The following is a 22,387-nucleotide window of genomic DNA, read 5'->3' as shown; positions in this document are numbered from 1 at the left end:
TAGTCAGGATCCCTTCGCCGGCACGATCTGGAGGTACACCATCGTCAGAATCAGATTGGCGAAGAACAACAACAGGAACGTGATGACAACGGCCTGGTTAACCGCCTCGCCAACGCCTTTGGGTCCACCCGACGGATGCAGCCCCTTGTAAGCCGAGATGACTCCGGCAATGACACCGAACACCGCAGCCTTGATCTCACCGCTCCAGATATCCGGAAGCTGCGCAAACGCCGAGAACGATGCGATGTACGCGCCGGGGTTACCGCCCTGCAGGATCACGTTGAAGAAGTAGCCACCCGCGATACCGACTACGGAAACCAATCCGTTCAGCAGCACGGCAATGAGCACCATCGCCAGCACTCGCGGAACCACAAGTCGCTGAATGGGATTGATGCCGAGGACTTCCATGGCGTCGATCTCTTCACGGATTGTCCGCGAACCCAGGTCGGCGGTGACCGCCGACCCGGCCGCACCCGCGACCAACAAGGCGGTCACCAGTGGACTGCCCTGCTGAATCACCGCGAGAACACTCGCTGCGCCGGTGAACGATTCAGCACCCAACTGCTTGATCAGCGAACCGGTCTGCAGCGAAACGACAGCACCGAACGGAATCGCGACAAGCGCCGTCGGCAAAATCGTCACGCTGGCGATGAACCAGGCCTGCTCGATGAATTCGCGAAACTGAAACGGCCGCCTGAACGTGTTCTTCACGACGTCGACAAATAGCTCGACGATGTTACCGGCCTGAGTCAGTGCCCCGTGTACTGGACTCAGAACCGAGTTGCGGGTACCCGCCATTCGTTATGCCTACCCTTGTCCGTGAGTCGTGTTTCCGTAGGGATCACCCTCGTAAGCTGGAATTACCTGTGTGTCCTGCGAACTGCCGTCCCACTCCCCCTGGTACTCGCCGGCGTCCACGTAGGCGTGGTCGAACTGACCGGCCTCCTCGTTGAGGCTGTCCTGGATTGCCGCCTGCGCGTTCACCGGCAGCGTGTGCATGATCTGGCGGACCCGCTCCTGCCGGCGACGAACAGCCTGGCGCTCCGGATTGCCCGGCGTGGCTTTCATCTGCGGCACAATGCCTTCCACGTCATCGACACCACCGGCATGGTGACCGGCATCCACGAGCGCCTGCTCGTGCGCCATCTGAGCCTCGTCCTTCTCCTCCGACATACCGATCGGACCGATCATCGTGCCGTTCAAGAACTGCTTGACCACCGGCTCATCCGACGTCAGCAACACCTCACGCGGACCGAACATCACCAACTGCCGACGGAACAACATCCCGATATTGTCCGGAACCGTCCGAGCAAGATTGATGTTGTGCGAGACGATCAAAATCGTGGCATCGGACTGCGCATTGATATCGATCAACGTCTGACTGATGTACGTCGTACGCACCGGATCCAGACCCGAGTCCGGCTCGTCCACCAGGATGATCTCCGGATCGAGAACCAACGCGCGAGCCAGACCGGCACGCTTACGCATACCACCGGAAATCTCACCGGGAAGTTTGTCCTCGGCCCCGACCAGACCCGTCAGATCGAGCTTCTCCATCACGATCTTGCGGATATCGGATTCCGACTTCTTCGTATGCTCACGCAACGGGAACGCAATATTGTCGTACAAATTCATCGAACCGAACAGCGCACCGTCCTGAAACAGCACGCCGAACAACTTGCGGATCTCGTAGAGCTCCTTCGACGAACACTGCAAAATGTCTGTGCCGTCGATCACAATGGAACCCTGCTCGGGGCGAAGCAAACCGATCAGCGACTTCAAGAACACCGACTTGCCGGTACCTGACGGCCCCAGCAACGCGCTGACCTCACCGGCCGGAAGCGTCAACGACACGTCCTGCCAAATCCTCTGCGACCCGAAAGACTTAGTCAGTCCGTCTACCGCTACCTCTACTCCCACCACTACCTCCGCGCAGTCCGATGCATCCACCCGATGTGGGTTGGGTCACTCTATCGCATGGAAGTGTTACCCGTGACTGCGAATACTACTAACGAGTAAGTAAGAAGCACAAACTAACACGCACCCTGAATCGGACACGTTTCCGACCTGCGTCGATCCGGACATTCTCCCCGGATCCGCCAAACAAAAAAGAGGGCCACTTCCCGTAGGAAGTGACCCTCTTTTCGACTACTCGAGGTGAGCAGCGGAGAAACCGTCTTACTTGACGGAGATCTTCGCGCCGGCGCCTTCGAGCTTTTCCTTTGCAGCTTCAGCTGCTTCCTTCGAAACCTTCTCCAGGATTGCCTTCGGAGCGCTCTCGACGAGATCCTTGGCTTCCTTCAGGCCGAGGCCGGCAACGACCTCACGGACGACCTTGATGACCTGGATCTTCTTGTCGCCAGCCGACTCGAGGACGACGTCGAACTCGTCCTGCTCTTCAGCAGCTTCTGCGCCGGCAGCCGGTGCGCCTGCAGCGGCGACGGCGACGGGAGCAGCAGCGGTGACCTCGAAGGTCTCCTCGAATGCCTTAACGAACTCCGAGAGCTCGAGGAGGGTGAGCTCCTTGAACTGGTCCAACAACTCTTCGGTGCTGAGCTTCGCCATTGTGGCGGTCCTTCCTGTAAGTCCCATGTCGCTGATCCGCGACCGGGCGGGGTTATAGCAGTGATGCGCGGGTGCGGATCAGCTTTCGGCTTCAGCCTCGGCCGGAGCCTCGGTAGCAGCCTCTGCGGCAGCGGCCGGAGCTTCTGCAGCTCCGCCTTCTGCGGCCTTCTTCTCCTGCAGTGCAGCGGCCAAACGGGCCATCTGCGAAGCGGGAGCATTGAACAGGCCTGCGGCCTTTGCCAAGTTGCCCTTCATCGCGCCGGCGAGCTTAGCCAACAGGATTTCGCGGGATTCGAGATCCGCGATCTTGTTGACCTCGTCCACGGACAGCGCAGCGCCGTCCATGTAGCCGCCCTTGATGATGAGCGCCTTGTTTTCCTTTGCGAAGTTCTTCAGTGCCTTCGCAGCGTCGACCGGTTCGCCCTTGATGAATGCAATGGCGGTCGGTCCGACGAACAGGTCATCAAGGCCCTCGATGCCAGCCTCAGCGGCGGCACGCTTAACCAGGGTGTTCTTGGCGACGGAGTAGGTGGCACCTTCTCCGAGAGCGCGTCGCAGTGTCGTGATGTTGCCCACTGACAGACCACGGTATTCCGTGACCACAGCAGCGGTCGAACCCTTGAACTGCTCGGTGATTTCCGCAACTGCGGAAACCTTCTCAGGCTTTGCCATACTTCGCCTCCTCTCGTGACAGTCGTTATCCCACTTCGGAACCGCCGCGGCTCACCAGGCGAACCTGACAAGCCACAAGTCGTAGACATGCAAAACGCCCCGGCGCAGGGCGCACGGGGCGTACAGAGGAGACAAACGGAAGCGAAAAGAACCACCACAGAATGCATTCCCCCTTACCTCGTCCTCCTGCGTGGGTCGCCGGACACTTCCGGACTTTCAACTGCACTCATCGCTAAGCGCAATAACCAACGGTCTTGGGTAGAACATGATTTTGGGGTGAAGTTCATATCCAGCACTGAACTCCGCGTTGAAGACTACCCGACAGCTCTCCGGAAATCCAAATCGGCGTCGGTTTCTTCACGCACCTATGGCCCTGGCAATCTTGTGTTCGATCTCCGCCCGAGCTCGGTCCGGCAACACAAGCAGTCCATCGAGTTCCTTGTGGGCCTTCTGGTACGCGCTCTGACGTTCCTGTGGCGTCGCGCCCTCGTCCATGGCCAATCGCAGCAGACGCTGTGCTCGCACCAGACGCTCTTGTTCGACGAGCGTGAAGCCGCTGCGTCTACGGCGCTTGGCTTCCGCTTCCCCGATTTCGAAAGCGATCGCGTAAGCGTGCACGGACTCGCGGTATTCGGTTTGCGCCTGCTGGTTGCCGATCATCGTCTCGGGATTACCTGGTCGAAGTAGATCGGCACGATATTTGGCTCGATGAAAATCGGCCGTCAACGGCTCGCGCATGTCCGTCATCATCGGGGTGTCGAGCAGCGTGACCGGGTCGAGCTCGTACGAGAACCATCTGCCGTCGACCTGGTCGTGCTGCTCGACGGCTTTCGCCAGCTCGCGACGCTGCGTCTCCTCATCGGTGTGATGTTGTGCCTTGGCTTGCGCGATTGCGACCTTGGTCTGCTGTTTGAGCCGGAAACGCTCTTGCCGGCGCTCGATCCGCCTTTCGTTGGCAACCGCGACACCTTTCAGCGCCCCACCGATGGTGCCGCCGAAAACGAACAGCACCCACCAGAAATTTCCGAGGAACTGGAACGCTTCGTGCATACACTCGATGATGCCACTGCTGGACCGGATGCTACTGCTGGACCGGATACCACCGGGGCAGCGAGGCAGACCTGCCCACAACAGACAAGAAGGCCGGTAGGGAGTGATCCCTACCGGCCTTCTTGCTCGTATGCGAATTGCTTACGCGTCTGCAGCATCCTCGAGGAGGTTGCGGGTACGGTTCGGATCCACCGGGATGCCCGGACCGGTGGTGGTCGAAACCGTGATCTTCTTCACGTAGCGACCCTTGGCCGACGAGGGCTTCGCACGCAGGATCTCGTCCAGCGCTGCGCCGTAGTTCTCCACCAGCTTCTCATCGTCGAACGATGCCTTGCCGATGACGAAGTGCAGGTTGGCCTGCTTGTCGACGCGGAAGTTGATCTTTCCGCCCTTGATGTCGTTGACAGCCTTCGTGACATCCGCGGTAACGGTGCCCGTCTTGGGGTTCGGCATCAGGCCACGGGGTCCGAGGACACGGGCGATGCGGCCGACCTTGGCCATCTGATCAGGGGTCGCGATTGCGGCGTCGAAATCGACCCATCCACCCTGGATGCGCTCGATCAGGTCTTCTGCACCGACTACGTCAGCGCCTGCAGCCTCAGCTTCTGCTGCCTTCTCGCCAACAGCGAACACGATGACGCGAGCGGTCTTACCGGTGCCGTGGGGCAGGTTGACCGTTCCGCGGACCATCTGGTCTGCCTTACGGGGGTCGACGCCAAGACGAACTGCAACCTCAACGGTTGCATCCATCTTGGTGGACGACGTCTCCTTGGCGAGCTTTGCAGCCTGAAGCGGGCTGTAGAGCTTGTCTGCGTCGATCTTCTCAGCGGCGGCGAGGTACGCCTTGCTGCGCTTTGCCATTTCTTCTGTCCTTACTTATCACTGCAGAGAGTTACTTGGTGCAGTGGTGAATGGTTCAGTTGTGGTCAGGGCCTGGCCGGCCCTCCCACGTGATGCTGTGGAGCTGGCTGAATCAGCCCTGGACCGTGATGCCCATGGAACGAGCGGTGCCGGCGATGATCTTCGCGGCCTGCTCGATGTCATTGGCATTGAGGTCTTCAGCCTTGGTCTTCGCGATTTCGCGCACCTGATCCATGGTCACCGAGGCAACCTTGGTCTTGTGCGGTTCGCCGGAGCCCTTGGCTACGCCGGCTGCTTTGAGGAGCAGCTTGGCAGCGGGAGGGGTCTTCAGCTTGAAATCGAAGGTCCGGTCTTCGTAGACCGAGATCTCGACCGGCACAACGTTGCCGCGCTGGGACTCAGTCGCCGCGTTGTAGGCCTTGCAGAACTCCATGATGTTCACGCCATGCTGACCGAGCGCGGGACCCACGGGAGGTGCAGGGTTAGCCTGACCTGCCTGGATCTGCAGCTTGATGAGCCCGGCGAGCTTCTTCTTCTTTGGGGGCATCTCTAGTTCCTAGTTTCTAGCTTGGGTGTGTGTCTTGCGTCTAACAGTGCAAGTGTGGGGGTTAGATCTTCGCGACCTGGTTGAAGTTCAACTCAACCGGAGTTTCACGACCGAAGATCGATACGAGGACCTTGAGCTTCTGCTGCTCTCCGTTGACCTCGCTGATGCTGGCAGGCAATGTCGCGAACGGGCCGTCCATGACCGTGACGGATTCGCCGATCTCGAAGTCCACCTCGATGAGGGGCTTGCCGAAGGACTCGACCGGAGCCTCGCCTGCTGCGACGGCAGCTGCTGCAGCCTGCTGCTTCTTCTGCTCTTGCTGAGGAAGCAGGAACTTGACGACGTCGTTGAGAGACAGCGGCGACGGACGCGAGGTGGCACCGACAAATCCGGTGACGCCAGGCGTGTTGCGCACTGCGCCCCACGATTCGTCGTTGAGTTCCATGCGGACCAGGATGTAGCCGGGCAGAACCTTACGGTTGACCTGCTTGCGCTGGCCGTTCTTGATCTCGGTGACCTCTTCGGTGGGAACTTCCACCTGGAAGATGTAGTCGCCGACATCGAGGTTCTGAACACGCGTCTCGAGGTTGGTCTTGACCTTGTTCTCGTAACCGGCGTACGAGTGGATGACGTACCAGTCGCCTGGCGCGCGGCGCAGAGCAGCCTTCAGTTCCGCAACCGGATCCTCGACTTCGATATCGGCCGCCGGGGCAGCGTCTTCGGAGTTCTCGGCGTCCTCGGAGATGATGTCCTCGGTTGCCTCGGCCTGCGCGGCGTCGGTGCCGTCTGCAGCGTCTTCGACAGCGTCGGTATCGGTGCCTTCGCCAGCCTCGACATCTACTTCGGCTGCCGCCTCGGCAGAAACACGCTCTTCGGCCAAGGCCTCATTCGTGTCGTTCTCGGGGGTGCTCACTGGGGCACTCGCTTCCTCTCGTTACTCGGACCCGTGCGGGTCTTTCTCGCGCTCGCAGGCAAAGACGCCCGACGATTCGACAATTAGCCGAACAGCCAGGTAACGCCCTTGATCACAGCGATATCGACGCCGCTGATGAAAGCGACCATGAAGACCACGAACGTCAGCACGACGCTGGTGTAGGTGATCATCTGCTTGCGGTTCGGCCAGATGACCTTTTGGAGTTCTGCTTTGACCTCGCGGAAGAATTTGCGAAGGCGCTTGAAGATGTTGTCCTTCTTCGCCTTGGGCTTCTTGCCGGGGTTCTTTGCAGTCGGCTTTGCCGGTGCCGTCCGTGCCGGAGTCTTCACGGTGGACGCTGCGACCGAGGCGCCGCGTGCAGCGCGCTTGCCGGTCGGCTTGTTGGAAACCCCACTCGATGCGGAAGATGCCTCTACGGCATCTCCCTTGTCCAGCGACAGATCGGAACGCGTGGCCGCGTCAGCTGCAGTGTCGTCGACAGCCTTCGAACCGGTAGACGGTGAAGTCTCCGCGTCCGAAGCGTCGGCGTCGCGCTTGTCGCGATCCTCGCTCACGTCGTTCCTCTCAGTCGCTGGCATCCGGGGGCAGGGGCGACAGGACTTGAACCTGCAACCTGCGGTTTTGGAGACCGCTGCTCTGCCAGTTGAGCTACGCCCCTTTGGTTGACGTCCGCAGCCGACACTTTCATGTCTTGCTGCTTCGGTTAACCGCTCTGCGATCACACAACATACGCGCTACCCCACTTGAACATCTTGCGACGTTCAGGGCAGCGCGCAGCGCTGAGGAATCCCAGAAATCTCAGTGTACTTCAAAGCCCCGGAACAAACACAATCTACCCGGCTATCAGGCCAGACGGACTGTGGCCGTGGCGCGGCCGAAGATTTTTCTGCCTTCGGATTTTGCCACAATTGCCAGTACTGCAGTCTTGCTGTCTTCGTCGATCGACTTCACCTTGGCAGTGAATTCGATCTCGGCAGCTGTATCAGCTGCCACTATCACCGGACTAGTAAACCGTACATTGTATTCGGTTACCGCACCCGGGTCCCCCAGCCATTCGGTGACGTATCCGGCACCCATGCCCATGGAGAGCATGCCCTGCGCCACCACATCGGGCAGGCCGGCAAGTCGAGCAACTTCGTCACTGAAGTGAATCGGGTTGGGATCTCCCGACACACCGGTGTAGTTGACGAGGTTTCCACGTGTGAGAGTGACGGTCTTCTCAGGGAGAAGATCGCCGACACTCACGTCGGAAAATTTACGAAGCGACATGCATCATCACGTCCTTGACTGCATGGGCGATGTTCTCGTCCACCTCACCACCGGTACGGGCAACCAGGGTTGTCCACATCGTGACGGTCTCACGACCGTGCTGATTGGTGATGATGTTCTTGGTCACGATGATGTCGCTGCCTGCTGCCTGCCTGAACGAATCCAGATAGACGTCGCAGAAAAGTCGATCCCCCACCTGGATCGGTTCGTGAAGCACGATCCGTTGGTCCGTATGGAGAATCTGACTCAAGTCGTAGCCGGTGACAACTTCTTCGAAGAGTCGACGTTGAGCAATGCCGCCCACGATCGCAACAAACGTCACCGGCGCAACCAGGCCGTCGTATCCGAGGCCCTTGGCAACAGTTTCGTCGTAATGCGCAGGATGGGAATCCTGGACGGAGCGAGCGAACTCGCGCACCTTCTCGCGCCCGACCTCGTAGAAGTCTTCGACACGATAATGGTGACCGACCATCTGGACGGCATGAGCGGCCGGGTCCATAGGGACCTCGGCCGCTGCCTTGTTCTCTTGCAAATCAGTCACGCGGAGAAACTCTCTTCTAGCTGGGACCCGAAGACGCAGGCCCCGAGAGGGTTTTCCGCGAAAATCGTCGTCCCGTTAAGGACTTGCTACTTCGACTCGCGATGCGACTGGTGGGTTCCGCAGTTGGGGCAGAACTTCTTGAGCTCCAGGCGATCGGGGTCGTTGCGCCGATTCTTCTTGGTGATGTAGTTACGGTGCTTGCATACCTCGCAGGCCAAGGTGATCTTGGGCCGAACGTCGGTCGAGGAGGCCACGGGATGCCTTCTTTCGGGTGTATCTGATTACGAACAATCAGGGTGGATCATGCATATTGTGTAGCGGTGACCGGACTTGAACCGGCGACGCAACGATTATGAGTCGTTTGCTCTACCAACTGAGCTACACCGCCTCGGTGTCGAGTGTCGCGCAAAAAGCGCGGCACCACAATCCAGCGAGCCCCCTAACGGAATCGAACCGTTGACCTTTTCCTTACCATGGAAACGCTCTACCGACTGAGCTAAGGGGGCGTGGCTTCCGGAGTGCGTTGCCGCTCTCTTGAAGCCTCCGAAAGATTACACACGAACGCGCTCCAGCACCAAATCGCCAGGTCATCGGGGCAAAATCAGTGCCGCAGCCCATTGTTGCACCGATCCGAGCCCATGGCGAGGGCTTTACTGCAACGGATATCGGCTCGATGACGCCAGATCAGGCCCAATCGCGGCAGCAATCCCACCTCTGTGGCCACATGCCCTGTTCTGCGTTGCCCGGTTCTACGCATCTGCGACTGCTTGACCGCCGACTGGTTCTGTATCCGGTCCACCCGCACGTACGGTCCACCCGCATGTAACTGGGCGAGGCGGTCGGCCCACTCGGCGCCGAACACAAAAAAGTCAGCCCCGATCCTGATTCAGGATCGGGGCTGACTTGGTGTGGCAGATGTAGGATTCGAACCTACGTAGGCATACGCCGACGGATTTACAGTCCGCTCCCATTGGCCGCTCGGGCAATCTGCCGTGCTGCACCAGGCCTTGATCCGATGCACTCGCAAGTATATCGCGGCGCGCAGCGGCCAAGAACGGCTTCCTTGGTGCGGAAAGAAGAATACAACGAACCCACCCCCATTTTGCAAACCGGGTGGTGAGCGGCGGTACCGACCCGATAACGTCGAGGTGTCCACCGGTACGGAAGGTGGGCAGACCTCGATGTTGTGACTACCGGAAAGCGGGAGTGTAGAAGTGGCTGATTCGTCCTTCGACGTGGTGAGCAAAGTAGACCGTCAAGAGGTGGACAACGCCCTGCATCAAGCTGCCAAGGAGCTGACCACACGCTTTGACTTCCGGAACACCGGTGCGTCGATCGAGTGGTCGGGTGAAGAAACGATCACGTTGAACGCCGACACCGAGGAGCGCCTGCTGGCGGCCCTCGATGTGTTCAAGGAAAAGTTGATTCGCCGGGACATCTCCCTGAAGGCATTCGATGCCGGCGAGCCGGCGCAGTCCGGAAAGATCTACAAGCTGTCCGGAACGTTGGTCCAGGGCATCTCCAGCGAGAATGCAAAGAAGATCAGCAAGAAGATCCGTGACGAGGGCCCCAAGGGCGTCAAAGCACAGATCCAGGGCGAGGAGTTGCGCGTCAGCAGCAAGAAGCGCGACGACCTCCAGGGTGTTATTTCGCTGCTCAAGGGTGAGGACTTCGGTATCGCGTTGCAGTTCGTGAACTACCGGTAAGCGCCCCGCCCTTGTGCGCCTTCATTCACCGCGACCGGTCATGAAGGCGTACAAGGGCCGCAGGGCCCTACATCCCCGCCATCTTCTCCAGCCTCTCGATCCGCTCAGCCATCGGCGGATGCGTCGAGAAGAGCTTGCTCATCTTCTCCCCCGCGCGAAACGGGTTTGCGATCATCAGGTGCGACTGTGCCGCCAATCGAGGCTCAGGGGGCAATGGAGCCGCCGCTACACCGGCCTCCAGCTTTCGCAGCGCCGATGCCAGCGCCAGTGGGTCACCGGTGAGCTCGGCTCCCGATTGATCGGCCTGATACTCCCGTGAGCGCGAGACCGCCAGCTTGACCACGGTTGCGGCGATCGGTCCGAGAAGCGAGACCAACAGCAATGCAATCGGGTTGCTTCCCTGACCGTTGCCTCTTCCGCCGAACATGCTGGCGTACATCGCGAAGTTCGCCAGTCCGGATATGACGGCCGCCATGGCGCCGGCGACCGACGAGATCAGGATGTCGCGGTTGTAGACGTGCGAGAGTTCGTGCCCGAGTACTGCTCGCAGTTCTCGCTCGTTCAGCAAACCCATGATTCCGCTGGTCACACAGACCGCGGCGTGGCGCGGATTACGCCCGGTCGCGAACGCATTCGGTGCGTTTGTCGGGCTGATGTAGAGCCTGGGCATCGGCTGATGCGCCGTAGTCGCCAGTTCACGCACGATGCGATAGATCACCGGCGCCTCGACTTCGGTGATGGGCTGGGCATGCATCGAACGCAACGCCAGCTTGTCACTGTTGAAGTAGACGTAGGCATTCATTCCGACCGCAAAAAGTACGGACAGCCACAAGACGGTCGGGTTCCCGAACAACGATCCGATGAACACGATCAGGGCAGACATGCCCAGCAGCAGCCCGAAAGTCTTGGCTCCGTTTGCGTAGCCGTGCACAGCGCTCACCCCTTACCCGCAGCGAGCTCGTGCTCGCGTGTAACTTCGCGGCTTTTGCAGCCGACCCGTTAGCACAACGAAGAGCAGGGGTGTTCGGGTTCCCCGCAGGGGACGGGGAGGGCGAACGCGGTTAAAAGTCAGCCAACCCGTCGAACCGTGTAGTCGATCAAGCGAACGAGTGCCTCGTTGGCCGGGCCTTGCGGCAACTCTGCGAGCTGAGCCAGCGCTTCGTCGACAAATTCGCCCAGCTTGGCTTTGGCTTTGGTCATTCCCGGTGAGCGTTCGAGCAACTCGAGGGCTTCCGCGACGTCCGCATCCTCGGTGACCGGGCCCGCAAGCAGTTCACGAAGGCGATCGGCATCGGCGCCCTCTTCCTCGAAGGCGTACAGCACAGGAAGCGTGTGAACCCCTTCGCGGAGGTCGGTGCCAGGGGTTTTACCCGACTGTTCCGATACCGACGAGATGTCGATGATGTCGTCGACGATTTGGAATGCGGTGCCGACGGCGTCGCCGAGACGCTCGAGACGCTCGATGTGGGTAGCGTCGGATCCGGAGAACGTGCCGCCGAATCGACCGGACGCGGCGATCAGCGAACCGGTTTTCTCCCACACGACCTTGAGGTAGTGCTCGATCGGATCCTGTTCCTGCCTGGCGCCGATCGTCTCGCGCATCTGGCCGGTGACCAGTTCGGCAAAGGTTTCCGCGATGATCCGAACTGCTTCGGGCCCGAGCGTCGACACCAATCGTGACGCGTGAGCGAACAGGTAGTCACCGGCGAGGATGGCAATACTGTTGCCCCAGCGAGCATTTGCACTGGGCGCGCCGCGGCGCATCTCCGCTTCGTCCATGACGTCGTCGTGATAGAGCGTCGCGAGGTGCACGAGTTCGGTGACCGTGGCAGCGGTGACGATGGACGGATCGGTCGGATTGGGTCCGAGCTGGGCCGTCAGGATCGTGAACAGCGGCCGGAACCGCTTGCCCCCGGCGCGCGCGAGGTGCAGGGCGGCTTCGGTGAGGAAGTCCTCCCCGTCGGACAGCTCGCTGACCAACAACTCCTCGACATCGGCGAGTCCACTACGGACAACATCAGCAAGCTTCTCGTCGCCCAGGTCGATACCCGCTACGACGGTGCTCACTGCCGTTGTGTCGGCAGCAGTTTTTTCGGTGCTCACGATGTCAGTACCCATTCCTGTCGTCAGTGACGGCTCGGTTCCCACGGTAGTGAACCTAGCGGTTCGCACTTGGCACGGCCTCGCCACGGTCTCGATCGCGAGCCTGGGAAGATGTGAGAGTGTCCGCCACCGAGAAGTCCCCCGCCTCGAATTCCCAGCCGACCGAAACTGACATTGTGGTCATCGGCGCTGGTCCTGCGGGTTCTTCGGCCGCGGCGTGGGCCGCGCGCAGTGGCCGCGACGTCGTTCTGATCGATGCGGCCGTGTTCCCGCGAGACAAGACATGTGGCGATGGACTCACTCCACGAGCCGTCGCCGAGCTTGATCGACTGGGCCTCGGCGAGTGGGTTAGATCACACACGACAAACAAGGGACTCCGCCTCTCGGGCTTCGGCCAGGAGCTGGAAATGGAGTGGCCGTCGACGGCCTTCCCGTCCATCGGCAGTGCTGTCCCCCGCACCGAGCTGGACGATCGAATCCGCCGATGTGCGATCGAGTCGGGCGCGGTGATGATCGAGGGCACCAAAGCAGTCGACGTCGAACGCGACGGTGATCGGATCAGCGGCGTTGTCCTGTCCGGCCCCGCCGGCACGAGCACCCTGCGGTGCCGGACTCTGATCGTCGCCGACGGCGTTCGTTCGACGCTCGGCAAGAAGCTGGGCCGGCAGTGGCATCGGGACACCGCGTACGGAGTCGCCGCGCGCGCGTACGTCGGCACTCCCCGCAGTGCCGATCCCTGGATTACGTCACACCTGGAATTGCGCGACGGCGACGGCACCCTGCAGGCGGGATACGGCTGGATTTTCCCGTTGGGAACAGGTGAGGTGAACATCGGCGTCGGCACCCTGGCCACTGCAAAAAGACCGGCCCCCGGAGCATTGCGCCCCCTGTTGGATCTGTACACTGATCAACGCCGCGACGAATGGCACTGGAACAGTGAAATCCATTCTGTTGCTTCAGCTTTGCTGCCGATGGGTGGCGCGGTTTCGACTATCGCCGGACGCAACTGGGCGATCATCGGCGACGCCGCGGCGTGTGTGAACCCACTCAACGGCGAGGGAATCGACTACGGCCTGGAGGGTGGACGGCTGATCGTCGAACACCTCGGCGACGGCGACCTGACCGAGCTGTGGCCGAGCGTCCTACGCGAGCATTACGGGCAGGCGTTCTCCGTCGCGCGGCGTCTGGCGGGGCTGCTTACGGTTCCGCGGTTCCTGCCCGCGTCCGGCCCGATCGCCATGCGGTCGAAGGCAATGATGACCGTCGCGGTCAGGGTGATGGGCAACCTCGTCACCGACGCCGACGCCGATCTGACGGCGCGGGTGTGGCGAGCGTCGGGAGCCGCATCCCGAAGGATCGACTCCCGTCCGCTGTTCGGCTGATTACCTGTGCAGGTCAGCGCGTCGCGTGATGTAGCGCCACGACACCGCCGGTGAGGTTGCGCCACTTGACGTTCTTCCACCCGGCCGCCTCGATCTTGAGTGCCAGCTCTTTCTGCGTCGGCCAGGCTCGAATGGATTCGGCGAGGTAGACGTACGCGTCGGGGTTGCTGCTGACGGCGCGCGCCACCTGCGGGAGCGCCTTCATGAGGTACTCCATGTAGACGGTGCGGAACGGCCCGAAGACCGGCGTCGAGAACTCACTGACGACCAAGCGTCCACCTGGCTTGGTCACGCGCGCGATCTCTCGCAGGCCCGCTTCGAAGTCGGAGACGTTGCGCAAGCCGAAGGAGATGGTCGCGGCGTCGAATACGTCGTCGGCGTACGGAAGATTCATGGCGTCGCCTGCCACCATCGGGACGTTGCGTGAGCGACCTGCCTGCAGCATTCCCTTGGAGAAGTCGGTGGCGACGCACCACGCGCCGGAGCGTCCCAGCTCGACGGTGGAGACTCCGGTGCCTGCGGCGAGGTCGAGAACCTTCTCGCCCGGCTTGAGGTCGAGGGCCTCACGTGTCGCCTTGCGCCACCCCCTGTCCTGGCCGAAGGACAGCACCGTGTTGGTCAGGTCGTATCGTTCGGCGACGTCGTCGAACATCGACGCGACCTCGCGCGGTTGTTTGTCGAGGGTTGCCCGGGTTCCGTGTGTAGTCGCCACACGTCAAACGCTACCAACACTCGCGCGGTGGCCGGGTTCAGGCCGCTTGGGCACCGGTTCCCCGGCCCAGGCCTTGCACGTCCTCGTAGTGGCCGAGCAACTCGTCGCAGATGGCCGGCCACGTCCGGTGCAGCACGGAGCGTCTCGCTGCGGAACCGAACTGAACTCGCAGATCGCGCTGACGGAGGGCGTCGATCGCGCTTGGTAGGAGTTCACCGAATCTGTCCACCGGCAGGAGGTAGCCGTTGCGGCAATGCGAGACGAGATCACGGGGGCCGCCCGCGTCCGGCCCGACAACGGGCACACCGCTGGCCAGAGCTTCCTGGACGGCTTGGCAGAACGTCTCGTGCTCTCCCGGGTGTACGAACACGTCCAGGCTGGCGTAGGCGTCGGCAAGATCGGTTCCGCCGAGCGCTCCGGTGAAGACCGCGTCGGGCAACAGTGTGCGCAAGCGCTCTCGGTCCGGTCCGTCGCCGACGATCACGAGTTGCAGGCTGTGATCGGTGGCCAGCGCGGCCAGTCGTTCGACATGCTTCTCGGGCGCCAGCCGTCCGACAAAACCGACGACCAGGCGATCGGTGTCCCCGATCCAGGTTCTGCGCAACGCGGAGCTACGACGCGACGGCGCGAATCTTGCTGCGTCGACGCCCCTGGCCCACTTGTGGACCCGCGGAACTCCGTGTTGCTCGAGGGCATCGACAGCAGAGGTGGATGGCGCGAGGGTTCTGGTGCAGCTCTTGTGAATTCGCCGGGTCCACGCCCACGCTGCCCGGCTGGTGAGGCCGAGTCCGTAGCTTTCGGCGAAGCCCGCGACATCGGTTTGATAGACGGCGACGGTAGGAACGTGCAGTCGTTTGGCGATACCTGCTCCGCCAGCGCCGAGGAGAAAAGGGGACGCGAGGTGCATGACGTCGGGCGCAAAGGAGCGGACGGCAGCCGTCAATCGTGGCTGTGCCAGTCCGACCGGTAGCGAGCTGACTTTCGGAACCATGACGGCAGGCACTCGGAGGACCGCGACGCCGTCGTGTCGGGTGGGGGCGTGCCCACTGCCCACGACGTCCGGCGCAATGACCATCGCGTCGTGGCCGGTTCGATCGAGGTGTTCGAGCACGCGTAGTACCGAGTTGGTGACGCCGTTCATGTTGGGCAGGAATGACTCCGCAACGATGGCTACTCTCACACCGATCACGGTGACAGTGCGAAGGAAAGTCCGTGCCGTGTTCGTGTGAAGCGCAGGCTAATTCGAGGTGACGGGCTCCGGTGTGCGCGTCAGGGCCTCACGTTTGCGCAGGTACCAGACAGCGGGGCCGGCCAGGAGCCAGGTCACGACGATGACGGATCCGGCTGGGATCAGCGCAACACTCGCGCTGCGGCCGGCCACACGAACCAGATCGGGGTCACTCTTCGAGTACTCGACCTCGATACGTTGTCCCACAGTCAGATTGGTGGGATACAGGACTCCCAGTTCGGGGTTGCGGTTTGCACCGTCCGGGGTGACGAAGCTGATCGCGGACCGTAGCGAACCGGCCGAGAGAACTTCGGCGGTGGCCGTGCCCATGTCGGCTTCGATGGTCCGGTCGTTCCGCCACGCACCGAGAACGAGGATGACCGCGAGAACCGAGACGCCGATCGCGACAACGAGGATTCCGATGCGGAAACGACGCAGGACTACGTCGCTCACAGTTGCGCTCGCACAGATGCGTGCAGTTCGCGCAAACCGCTGCGGTCGGTGGGAACTTCCAGAACCCGGATGCCTACAGCGGGTTGCGCCAGCGCTTCCGTGAGCTTGTCGACGCTCACGGCGGTGTGGGGAACGCGGTAAGCAGCGCACAGTGCTGCCAGGTCCATGCCGTGTGGCGTGCCGAAGACGCGCTCGAACACTCCGGCGTATTGCGGATCGCCCTGCTCGAGCAGTTCGAATATTCCGCCGCCGTCGTCGTTGGCGACGACGATCGTGAGGTCGCGTGGCCGTGGTTCCCCGGTCCCGATCAGGAGGCCGGAGGCGTCGTGCAAGAAGGTGAGGTCGCCCATCAGAGCGATGGTTCGCCCATCGTCGTAGGCCAGCGCGGCGCCGACAGCGGCCGATACCGTGCCGTCGATGCCGGCGACACCGCGGTTGGACAGAACCCGCACGGACGGCTTCGGGTAGCTCACCAGCGCCGCGTCGCGCACCGGGTTGGAGGCTCCGAGCAGTAACTGGTCGCCATCGCCCAGAGAACTCATCACAGCGGCGGCTACGTGCAGGCCGGTGGCCTTGGGGTGGGCAGCGAGTTGCTTGGCTACGGCCGCGTCGGCGTGCTCGGTCAACGACAGGCACCGCGCGATCCAGGCCGGATCCGGAGTTCCGCTCACCACGGCCCTGGTTCCGGTGGCAAGGACGTTGCCGGACACGTCTGGCCAGCGCGGCCCGGTTGTCAGGGCGTAGACGTCGACGCTCGGGTCGGCCAGCACCTTGGACACCTGGCGATGCAGCGTCGGACGACCGGTGATGACTACTTGCCGGGGTTTGAGTTGCGCCAAAGCCAGCGGATGCAGGGGAATTCCGTGCAGCGGCGCCGTGGGTTCGGCGACGGTCGGCAGTCCGGCAAGTTCCGGTCGCAGCGCACTGCCGTGGCCGGAGACGACAACGGTGTCGGCGCTCAGATCCAGGTCGAGGGGGACGTCGAGGGTAGCGTTCTGCGTCGTGGTCCAGGCTGCGCCGCCGGGGCGGCCTTCCGGAACGGGCCCCTGCATGTGTGCGTCGGGAACCAGCGGTTCGCGCAACGGCATGTCGAAGTGCACCGGCCCGGCGTTGCCCGACCGGGTTCCACGGGCGGCGGCGAGCACGCGGCACACCGCGGAACGCCATTGGCTGTTCTGTGTCGCATCGTCTTCGGCCAGCCCCAGGCTGATCGTGGCGCGCACCTGGCTGCCGAACAATCCGAGTTGCTCGACGGTCTGGTTGGCGCCGGTTCCGAGCATTTCGTACGGCCGATTAGCGCTCAGGACAACCAGGGGCACGCGTGCGTAGTTCGCTTCGAGCACCGCGGGCCCGAGGTTCGCGACGGCGGTACCGGACGTCATGACGATGGGCACGGGTCGCTGACCGGCGATTGCCAGTCCGAGCGCGAGGAAGCCTGCCGTCCGCTCGTCGATCCGCATGTGCAGGCGCAGGCGCCCCTCGACGTCTGCGGCTTGGAGGGCAAATGCGAGCGGCGCGCTGCGTGAGCCTGGGCAGAGCACGACTTCACGCACGCCACCACGAACCAGTTCGTCGACGACGGCTGTGGCTTGTGCTGTGGACGGATTCACGCCTTCAAGAGTGTCAGATGTTCGGGCCGGGCCGTGCCGAGGGGCGAGTCTGCGGCACCATGTGTGAGTGCGCACACTCTTCGATCCTTCGGACACCTCGCCTCGCCGGTTCTATCAGTTGCTCACGGCGACGGTGGTTCCGCGGCCGATCGCCTGGGTGTCGACGCTCTCGGCCGACGGCGTCGGCAATCTGGCGCCGCACAGCTTCTTCACCGTGGCGAGTGCTGCTCCGCCGGTGGTGCAGTTCACCTCGGTGGGCCGTAAGGACAGTTTGCGCAACATCGAGACGACGGGTGAGTTCGTGATCAACGTGGCTACGGCGTCGTTGTTCGACATGGTCAACGACAGTTCGGCCCCCTACGCTCCGGACGCCGACGAGTTTCTCGAGTTGGGCATTCGCAGTGAGCCGAGTGAACGGGTGCGCCCGCTTCGGGTCGCGGAGTCGCCCGTTGCGATCGAGTGCACGCTGCGTCAAGTCATCGAGGTCGGTGATTCGTTTGTGGTGATGGGCGATGTGGTTGCCGTCGCGGTGCACCCGGACGCGTTGGCCGACGACGGTTTGCCGGAGTTCGCCGCATTGGCGCCGCTGAGTCGGTTGGGCCGCTCGGAATGGGGACTGCCGCCGGAGGTTGTCGTCAAAGAGCGACCCAGCAGACCGAAGCAGTAAGTTAGGATTGCCTGACCTACTGTCGTCGATCGAGGGTTCTGTCATGGCCAAGCGCTCCAAATTCGTGAAACCGGTGTCACGCAGCATCACGTCTGCCGAGGTCGTGGCGAACAAGAGGATCAGTCCCACCTTCATCCGCATCACGATTGCCGGCGACGAACTGGGCGCCATCACTCCGATGGGCGCCGATCACTGGTTCCGACTCTTCATCCCACAAGCCGGTCAGAGTGAGCTGCGACTGCCGTCCGCGGCAAACAACCTCTGGTACGCGCAGTACCTGATGATGTCCAAGGACACCCGCCCCGTGGTGCGCAATTACACGATCCGCGAGTTCCGGCCGGCAGGGTCCGGGGCCTTCGGCGACACAGCGGAAATCGACATCGATTTCGCCTTTCACGGCGACATCGGCCCGGCTTCCGCGTGGGCGGACACCGCGTCCAGCGGCGACAAGGTAGCGATTCTCGACGAAGGCTGCATCTACAACCCGACCGCCGATTGCACCTGGCAGCTGTTGGTCGGAGACGAAAGTGCCCTGCCGGCGATCGCCGGAATTCTCGACACCGCCGACGCCGATCTGCGCGCCGAGGTCTTCCTCGAGATCCCGAACGTCGAGGACAAACAGGAACTCCCCGACCTCGCGAACGTCGACGTTCACTGGCTCGTTCGCGACGACACGCACGCCAAGCCCGGAACGCTCGCCCTCGAAGCCGTTCGCGCAGCCGAACTACCCGAAGGCGCGTCGTACACGTTTGTCGCCGGTGAACAGGCCCTCACCACCGGGCTTCGACGCCACCTCGTGAACGACCGCAAGTTCCCGAAAACCGACATCACGTTCACCGGCTTCTGGCGCGACGGCCACGCCGCAAACTGATCCGGCTGTGCAGAAACGAAAAGCGGCCCGGGAGTGAAAACTCCCGGGCCGCTCGGTGTCGTGCTTATGCAGCGTGCTTCTGGATCAGATCTCCCAGACGCGGCAGTGCAGCCGTGACGTGCTTCTGCGCAGAACCACGCAGCTTCGAGTACATCGACTTGACGACGGCCTTGTCGCTGCCTTCGATGCGCTCGTCCGTCACCTGGAGCAGTGAGTTGGCAACGGCGTCGCCGCGAGCCGTGATGAACTCCGCGAAGCTTCCGCCGCCCGAAGCGGAGAATTCCTGCCAGTACGGCTCGAGCTTTGCCACGAAGTCGGGCAGAAGTGCGGTGACCGCGTCCGGCACGATGGACGGGCTCACCTTCTTGACTGCGCCGTAGCCGCCCTTGAGAGCTAGCCCTGAGGCCCCCGACTTATCCGAAACCTCTGCGTCGATCAAGGTCTGCACGTCCGCGACGACCGCGGGAAGCCGTGAATCCTCGAGCAGGGTTTCGTTCAGAGCTGCAACCACTTTCGATCCCTTCATTGTCCACTGATGTTCATCAGGTCGGGCCCGAGACTATACGAAATTCAGCGCGCCTCGTTGATCGAGTATCCGATGACAGCGACGGACGCGGTCCAGCCACCACGCAGTGCGTTCAGGCGTGGCCGCCAACTGGGTGAGGATCGACGGATCGGGCTCGACCGCACCGACGGACAAAGCACCCGAGATTGCCGGATCGACAACTGAGACGTCCCGGACGAACAGCCCGCCGGTACCCAGTCCGCACGCAAACGGCAACTCGGGCAACGCTGCTGCGGCCGCGAGTCCCGACGCCATCCCGACCGCCGTATCGAGCGCACTGGACACCACGACCGGCACGCCGTGCTCGGCCAGTTCGGTACTCAACGTGACCACCGCTCGCATACCGCCCAGCGGTGGCACCTTGACTATCGCGACGTCTGCTCCCCCGGCCCGCACGACCCGCAGCGGATCTTCGGCGCGCCTGATGCTCTCGTCGGCAGCAATGCGCACACCCGTTCCCGCGGCGCGCACCCGCACCAGTTCTTCGACGCTTGCGCACGGCTGCTCCGCATACTCGAGTTCACCGTCCTCTGTCAGCGCCCGCAGCGCCGCAACGGCCTCGTCGACGCTCCACCCGCCGTTCGCGTCGACCCGCACGTTGGGGATGTGCCGACGAACCTCGTTCACCCGGGCAATGTCGTCCGCCAACGACTGCCCCTTTTCGGCAACCTTGATCTTGGCCGTTCGCGATCCGGGGAAACGCTTCAACAACTCCGGTACCGCCGACGCGTCGATCGCGGGAACCGTGGCGTTGACCGGCACTGTGGCCCGAAGCGCAGGTGGGGGGCCGAGCCACGCCGCCTCGATCCCGGCGCGCAGCCAGTGAGCAGCTTCCTCGTCGTCGTACTCGACAAACGGAGCGAACTCCCCCCACCCGGCCGGGCCACGCAGAAGCAGTGCCTCACGCGTCGTGATCCCACGAAAGCGCACCCGCATCGGCAGGCTCACTACAACTGCGTCGGCGATCAGGTCGTCGAACGAGGGCAAGTCGAAGGTGGGAGTCATGTCAGGGCTGCCCGGGCAGGAGCTCGATCATGAGTGCGTCACCGTCGACGAGAAGCTTCCCGTCCAGGTCGGTCAGTCGTGCACTGACGAACGTCTTACGTCCCTCCACACGATCCACTGTTCCTTCGATCACCAGCGGTGTGTTCAGGGGGGTGATCGCGCGGTAGTTGATGTGCAGATACCCGGTGCGGGACATCGGCCGGCCACCCGCATGAGTGGTCATGCCGAAGATGTCGTCGAAGAGCAAGGGAACTATTCCGCCGTGAGCTGCGCCGTTGCCACCGAGGTGGTAGCGGCGGAACATGCCGGTACTGCGCACACCTTCGGCGTCGAATCTCTCGATCGTCCAGGGTGGCATGAGGAGACTGCCCCGACCCGGCAGGTGAATGTTCGAGCCGGCGGGCGACGATCCTTCCGGAACCTCGTACGGGGCCAGGTGATCGGCAAGCTCTTCTGCTTGCGTTGCGAGTTCCGCCAGAACGTCGTCGGGGACATGCGTCGACACCGCAAGGTCCTGCAGCCGACGCATCGCCTCGACAAAACGACCGAAATCGGGACCTGCGGGTATGTGTCGGAAGACCGGGAAACCGCCCCGACGCTCGTCGGGAACGACGGTTTCCTTGCCTTCTACGGTGGGTTCGCTCATGACCTGCACGTTATCGCGCCAGAGAACATGTTCTACTCCAGGTAGTCGTTCGGGTTTGCGATGCCTGCCTCTATCGTGACCTACGTGACCTTCAACCCGCAGCTTTGGCGCCCAGTTCCCGGATTCGAGAATCTCACCGACATCACGTACCACCGCCATGTCAGTCAAGGCACCGTTCGTATCGCCTTCGACCGCCCTGAGGTACGCAATGCCTTCCGCCCACACACCGTCGACGAGCTCTACCGGGCACTCGACCACGCCCGGATGACGTCCGACGTGGGCGCCGTACTGCTCACCGGCAACGGACCGAGCGAGAAGGACGGCGGCTGGGCCTTCTGCTCCGGCGGCGATCAGCGCATCCGCGGTCGTAGCGGCTACCAGTATGCGGAAGGCGAAACGGCCGACACCGTCGACAAGGCTCGCGCCGGACGTCTCCACATCCTCGAAGTCCAGCGACTGATTCGTTTCATGCCCAAGGTGGTCATCTGCCTGGTCAACGGTTGGGCTGCGGGCGGCGGACACAGCCTGCACGTCGTCTGCGACCTGACTCTCGCGAGTCGCGAACATGCCCGGTTCAAGCAGACCGATGCCGACGTCGGAAGTTTCGACGGCGGGTACGGCAGCGCCTACCTCGCAAAGATGGTGGGCCAGAAGTTCGCTCGCGAGATCTTCTTCCTCGGTGAGACCTATTCCGCCGAGGAAATGCACCAGATGGGCGCCGTCAACAAGGTTGTCGATCACGCCGAACTCGAGAACGTCGCCATCGAGTGGGCCGGCAAGATCAACGGCAAGTCCCCGCAGGCTCAGCGCATGCTCAAGTACGCCTTCAACCTGCAAGACGACGGCCTGGTCGGCCAGCAGCTATTTGCCGGTGAGGCAACACGTTTGGCCTACATGACCGACGAAGCTGTCGAGGGCCGCGATTCCTTCCTCGAGAAGCGTGATCCCGACTGGTCGCCGTACCCCTGGTATTTCTGATTCATCAGGTCAGGTATCGCAG

General features: G+C 62.4%; 26 protein-coding genes and 4 tRNA genes. 5 read left to right on the top strand and 25 right to left on the bottom strand.

The features are described 5' to 3' along the window. Positions 1 to 3 precede the first annotated feature (3 nt). The 16 genes from ACFRFQ_RS03855 to ACFRFQ_RS03780 form a co-directional block, all read right to left on the bottom strand. Entirely contained in the window at positions 4 to 798 is a 795-nt protein-coding gene (locus tag ACFRFQ_RS03855) for an ABC transporter permease (protein ID WP_138869645.1), read from the bottom strand. A 9-nt stretch (positions 799 to 807) separates the two neighbouring features. Continuing rightward, positions 808 to 1,923 carry an ABC transporter ATP-binding protein gene (locus ACFRFQ_RS03850; protein WP_378653536.1) on the bottom strand — a complete coding sequence of 372 codons (1,116 nt, stop codon included), beginning with the start codon at positions 1,921 to 1,923 and terminating at the stop codon, positions 808 to 810. Between the two features lie 255 nt (positions 1,924 to 2,178). Further along, positions 2,179 to 2,565 carry a 50S ribosomal protein L7/L12 gene (rplL, locus tag ACFRFQ_RS03845; protein WP_378653224.1) on the bottom strand — a complete coding sequence of 129 codons (387 nt, stop codon included), beginning with the start codon at positions 2,563 to 2,565 and terminating at the stop codon, positions 2,179 to 2,181. Positions 2,566 to 2,643: 78 nt separating this feature from the next. After that, positions 2,644 to 3,237: a 50S ribosomal protein L10 gene (gene rplJ / locus ACFRFQ_RS03840; protein ID WP_138869647.1), complete on the bottom strand. Its 594-nt coding sequence runs from the start codon at positions 3,235 to 3,237 to the stop codon at positions 2,644 to 2,646. Between the two features lie 357 nt (positions 3,238 to 3,594). Beyond that, on the bottom strand, positions 3,595 to 4,287 hold the full coding sequence (locus ACFRFQ_RS03835; RefSeq protein WP_378653222.1) for a hypothetical protein: 693 nt from the start codon (positions 4,285 to 4,287) through the stop codon (positions 3,595 to 3,597). Between the two features lie 141 nt (positions 4,288 to 4,428). After that, positions 4,429 to 5,148 (bottom strand): 50S ribosomal protein L1, encoded by a 720-nt coding sequence (gene rplA, locus ACFRFQ_RS03830; RefSeq protein WP_003941982.1) that lies wholly within the window; start codon positions 5,146 to 5,148, stop codon positions 4,429 to 4,431. Between the two features lie 112 nt (positions 5,149 to 5,260). Then, complete coding sequence (rplK, locus tag ACFRFQ_RS03825) at positions 5,261 to 5,695, bottom strand: 50S ribosomal protein L11 (RefSeq protein ID WP_003941896.1); 435 nt, start codon at positions 5,693 to 5,695, stop codon at positions 5,261 to 5,263. 61 nt (positions 5,696 to 5,756) lie between these two features. Then, complete coding sequence (gene nusG / locus ACFRFQ_RS03820) at positions 5,757 to 6,608, bottom strand: transcription termination/antitermination protein NusG (protein WP_378653220.1); 852 nt, start codon at positions 6,606 to 6,608, stop codon at positions 5,757 to 5,759. 83 nt (positions 6,609 to 6,691) lie between these two features. Next, a complete protein-coding gene (gene secE / locus ACFRFQ_RS03815; protein WP_378653217.1) occupies positions 6,692 to 7,183 on the bottom strand; it encodes a preprotein translocase subunit SecE in 492 nt (163 codons plus the stop codon). 31 nt (positions 7,184 to 7,214) lie between these two features. Beyond that, positions 7,215 to 7,287: transfer RNA gene (locus ACFRFQ_RS03810), tRNA-Trp, on the bottom strand. A 185-nt stretch (positions 7,288 to 7,472) separates the two neighbouring features. Further along, positions 7,473 to 7,898 (bottom strand): (3R)-hydroxyacyl-ACP dehydratase subunit HadB, encoded by a 426-nt coding sequence (gene hadB / locus ACFRFQ_RS03805; protein WP_138869651.1) that lies wholly within the window; start codon positions 7,896 to 7,898, stop codon positions 7,473 to 7,475. Then, a complete protein-coding gene (gene hadA / locus ACFRFQ_RS03800; protein WP_378653533.1) occupies positions 7,885 to 8,397 on the bottom strand; it encodes a (3R)-hydroxyacyl-ACP dehydratase subunit HadA in 513 nt (170 codons plus the stop codon). Before hadA ends, hadB begins: the two co-directional genes overlap by 14 nt. Positions 8,398 to 8,525: 128 nt before the next feature. Next, positions 8,526 to 8,693 (bottom strand): 50S ribosomal protein L33, encoded by a 168-nt coding sequence (gene rpmG, locus ACFRFQ_RS03795; protein ID WP_003941903.1) that lies wholly within the window; start codon positions 8,691 to 8,693, stop codon positions 8,526 to 8,528. 61 nt (positions 8,694 to 8,754) lie between these two features. Continuing rightward, positions 8,755 to 8,827, bottom strand: a tRNA-Met gene (locus ACFRFQ_RS03790). A 45-nt stretch (positions 8,828 to 8,872) separates the two neighbouring features. Further along, positions 8,873 to 8,945: transfer RNA gene (locus ACFRFQ_RS03785), tRNA-Thr, on the bottom strand. Positions 8,946 to 9,348: 403 nt separating this feature from the next. Beyond that, a tRNA-Tyr gene (locus tag ACFRFQ_RS03780) sits at positions 9,349 to 9,431 on the bottom strand. A gap of 222 nt (positions 9,432 to 9,653) precedes the next feature. Here ACFRFQ_RS03780 and ACFRFQ_RS03775 point away from each other — a divergent pair. After that, positions 9,654 to 10,145 carry a YajQ family cyclic di-GMP-binding protein gene (locus tag ACFRFQ_RS03775; protein ID WP_125050491.1) on the top strand — a complete coding sequence of 164 codons (492 nt, stop codon included), beginning with the start codon at positions 9,654 to 9,656 and terminating at the stop codon, positions 10,143 to 10,145. Positions 10,146 to 10,212: 67 nt separating this feature from the next. Here ACFRFQ_RS03775 and htpX read toward each other — a convergent pair whose 3' ends face one another. Together htpX and ACFRFQ_RS03765 are read right to left on the bottom strand one after the other, a co-directional pair. Further along, a complete protein-coding gene (gene htpX / locus ACFRFQ_RS03770) occupies positions 10,213 to 11,076 on the bottom strand; it encodes a zinc metalloprotease HtpX (RefSeq protein ID WP_138873337.1) in 864 nt (287 codons plus the stop codon). Between the two features lie 137 nt (positions 11,077 to 11,213). After that, positions 11,214 to 12,263 carry a polyprenyl synthetase family protein gene (locus ACFRFQ_RS03765; protein ID WP_378653529.1) on the bottom strand — a complete coding sequence of 350 codons (1,050 nt, stop codon included), beginning with the start codon at positions 12,261 to 12,263 and terminating at the stop codon, positions 11,214 to 11,216. 104 nt (positions 12,264 to 12,367) lie between these two features. On the opposite strand from ACFRFQ_RS03765, the gene ACFRFQ_RS03760 reads away from it, so the two are divergent. After that, entirely contained in the window at positions 12,368 to 13,630 is a 1,263-nt protein-coding gene (locus tag ACFRFQ_RS03760) for a geranylgeranyl reductase family protein (protein WP_378653215.1), read from the top strand. A 13-nt stretch (positions 13,631 to 13,643) separates the two neighbouring features. Here the strand turns inward: ACFRFQ_RS03760 and ACFRFQ_RS03755 are convergent, their stop codons facing one another. Genes ACFRFQ_RS03755 through menD form a run of 4 tightly spaced genes read right to left on the bottom strand, consistent with a single transcriptional unit; the run spans position 13,644 to position 17,633 of the window. Then, positions 13,644 to 14,342, bottom strand: a complete 699-nt coding sequence (locus ACFRFQ_RS03755; protein ID WP_378653213.1) for a demethylmenaquinone methyltransferase — start codon at positions 14,340 to 14,342, stop codon at positions 13,644 to 13,646. Positions 14,343 to 14,379: 37 nt separating this feature from the next. Continuing rightward, positions 14,380 to 15,522 carry a glycosyltransferase family 4 protein gene (locus tag ACFRFQ_RS03750; RefSeq protein ID WP_378653210.1) on the bottom strand — a complete coding sequence of 381 codons (1,143 nt, stop codon included), beginning with the start codon at positions 15,520 to 15,522 and terminating at the stop codon, positions 14,380 to 14,382. Between the two features lie 57 nt (positions 15,523 to 15,579). Next, positions 15,580 to 16,023, bottom strand: coding sequence for a DUF3592 domain-containing protein (locus tag ACFRFQ_RS03745; RefSeq protein ID WP_378653207.1), 444 nt, complete (start codon positions 16,021 to 16,023; stop codon positions 15,580 to 15,582). Continuing rightward, positions 16,020 to 17,633, bottom strand: a complete 1,614-nt coding sequence (gene menD / locus ACFRFQ_RS03740; protein ID WP_378653205.1) for a 2-succinyl-5-enolpyruvyl-6-hydroxy-3-cyclohexene-1-carboxylic-acid synthase — start codon at positions 17,631 to 17,633, stop codon at positions 16,020 to 16,022. Before menD ends, ACFRFQ_RS03745 begins: the two co-directional genes overlap by 4 nt. Positions 17,634 to 17,700: 67 nt before the next feature. On the opposite strand from menD, the gene ACFRFQ_RS03735 reads away from it, so the two are divergent. Then, on the top strand, positions 17,701 to 18,300 hold the full coding sequence (locus tag ACFRFQ_RS03735) for a flavin reductase family protein (protein ID WP_378653203.1): 600 nt from the start codon (positions 17,701 to 17,703) through the stop codon (positions 18,298 to 18,300). A gap of 43 nt (positions 18,301 to 18,343) precedes the next feature. Beyond that, positions 18,344 to 19,171 (top strand): siderophore-interacting protein, encoded by an 828-nt coding sequence (locus tag ACFRFQ_RS03730; RefSeq protein ID WP_378653201.1) that lies wholly within the window; start codon positions 18,344 to 18,346, stop codon positions 19,169 to 19,171. A 64-nt stretch (positions 19,172 to 19,235) separates the two neighbouring features. On the opposite strand, the gene ACFRFQ_RS03725 is transcribed toward ACFRFQ_RS03730, so the two are convergent. The 3 genes from ACFRFQ_RS03725 to ACFRFQ_RS03715 are packed head-to-tail and all read right to left on the bottom strand — an operon-like array spanning position 19,236 to position 21,387. Beyond that, the gene (locus ACFRFQ_RS03725) at positions 19,236 to 19,682 is read right to left on the bottom strand and encodes a DUF6918 family protein (protein ID WP_378653198.1); all 447 of its coding nucleotides are present in this window, start codon (positions 19,680 to 19,682) and stop codon (positions 19,236 to 19,238) included. Between the two features lie 48 nt (positions 19,683 to 19,730). Then, positions 19,731 to 20,741 carry an o-succinylbenzoate synthase gene (locus ACFRFQ_RS03720; protein WP_378653196.1) on the bottom strand — a complete coding sequence of 337 codons (1,011 nt, stop codon included), beginning with the start codon at positions 20,739 to 20,741 and terminating at the stop codon, positions 19,731 to 19,733. A 1-nt stretch (position 20,742) separates the two neighbouring features. After that, complete coding sequence (locus ACFRFQ_RS03715) at positions 20,743 to 21,387, bottom strand: PaaI family thioesterase (RefSeq protein ID WP_378653193.1); 645 nt, start codon at positions 21,385 to 21,387, stop codon at positions 20,743 to 20,745. An 84-nt stretch (positions 21,388 to 21,471) separates the two neighbouring features. Here ACFRFQ_RS03715 and ACFRFQ_RS03710 point away from each other — a divergent pair, with 84 nt between their 5' ends. Beyond that, the gene (locus tag ACFRFQ_RS03710) at positions 21,472 to 22,365 is read left to right on the top strand and encodes a 1,4-dihydroxy-2-naphthoyl-CoA synthase (protein ID WP_138869660.1); all 894 of its coding nucleotides are present in this window, start codon (positions 21,472 to 21,474) and stop codon (positions 22,363 to 22,365) included. The last annotated feature ends 22 nt before the right edge of the window (positions 22,366 to 22,387 follow it).

Source organism: Rhodococcus sp. NPDC056743, from assembly GCF_042790355.1.
GTDB lineage: Bacteria > Actinomycetota > Actinomycetes > Mycobacteriales > Mycobacteriaceae > Rhodococcus_F.
This window is presented reverse-complemented; position numbering and strand designations above follow the sequence as displayed.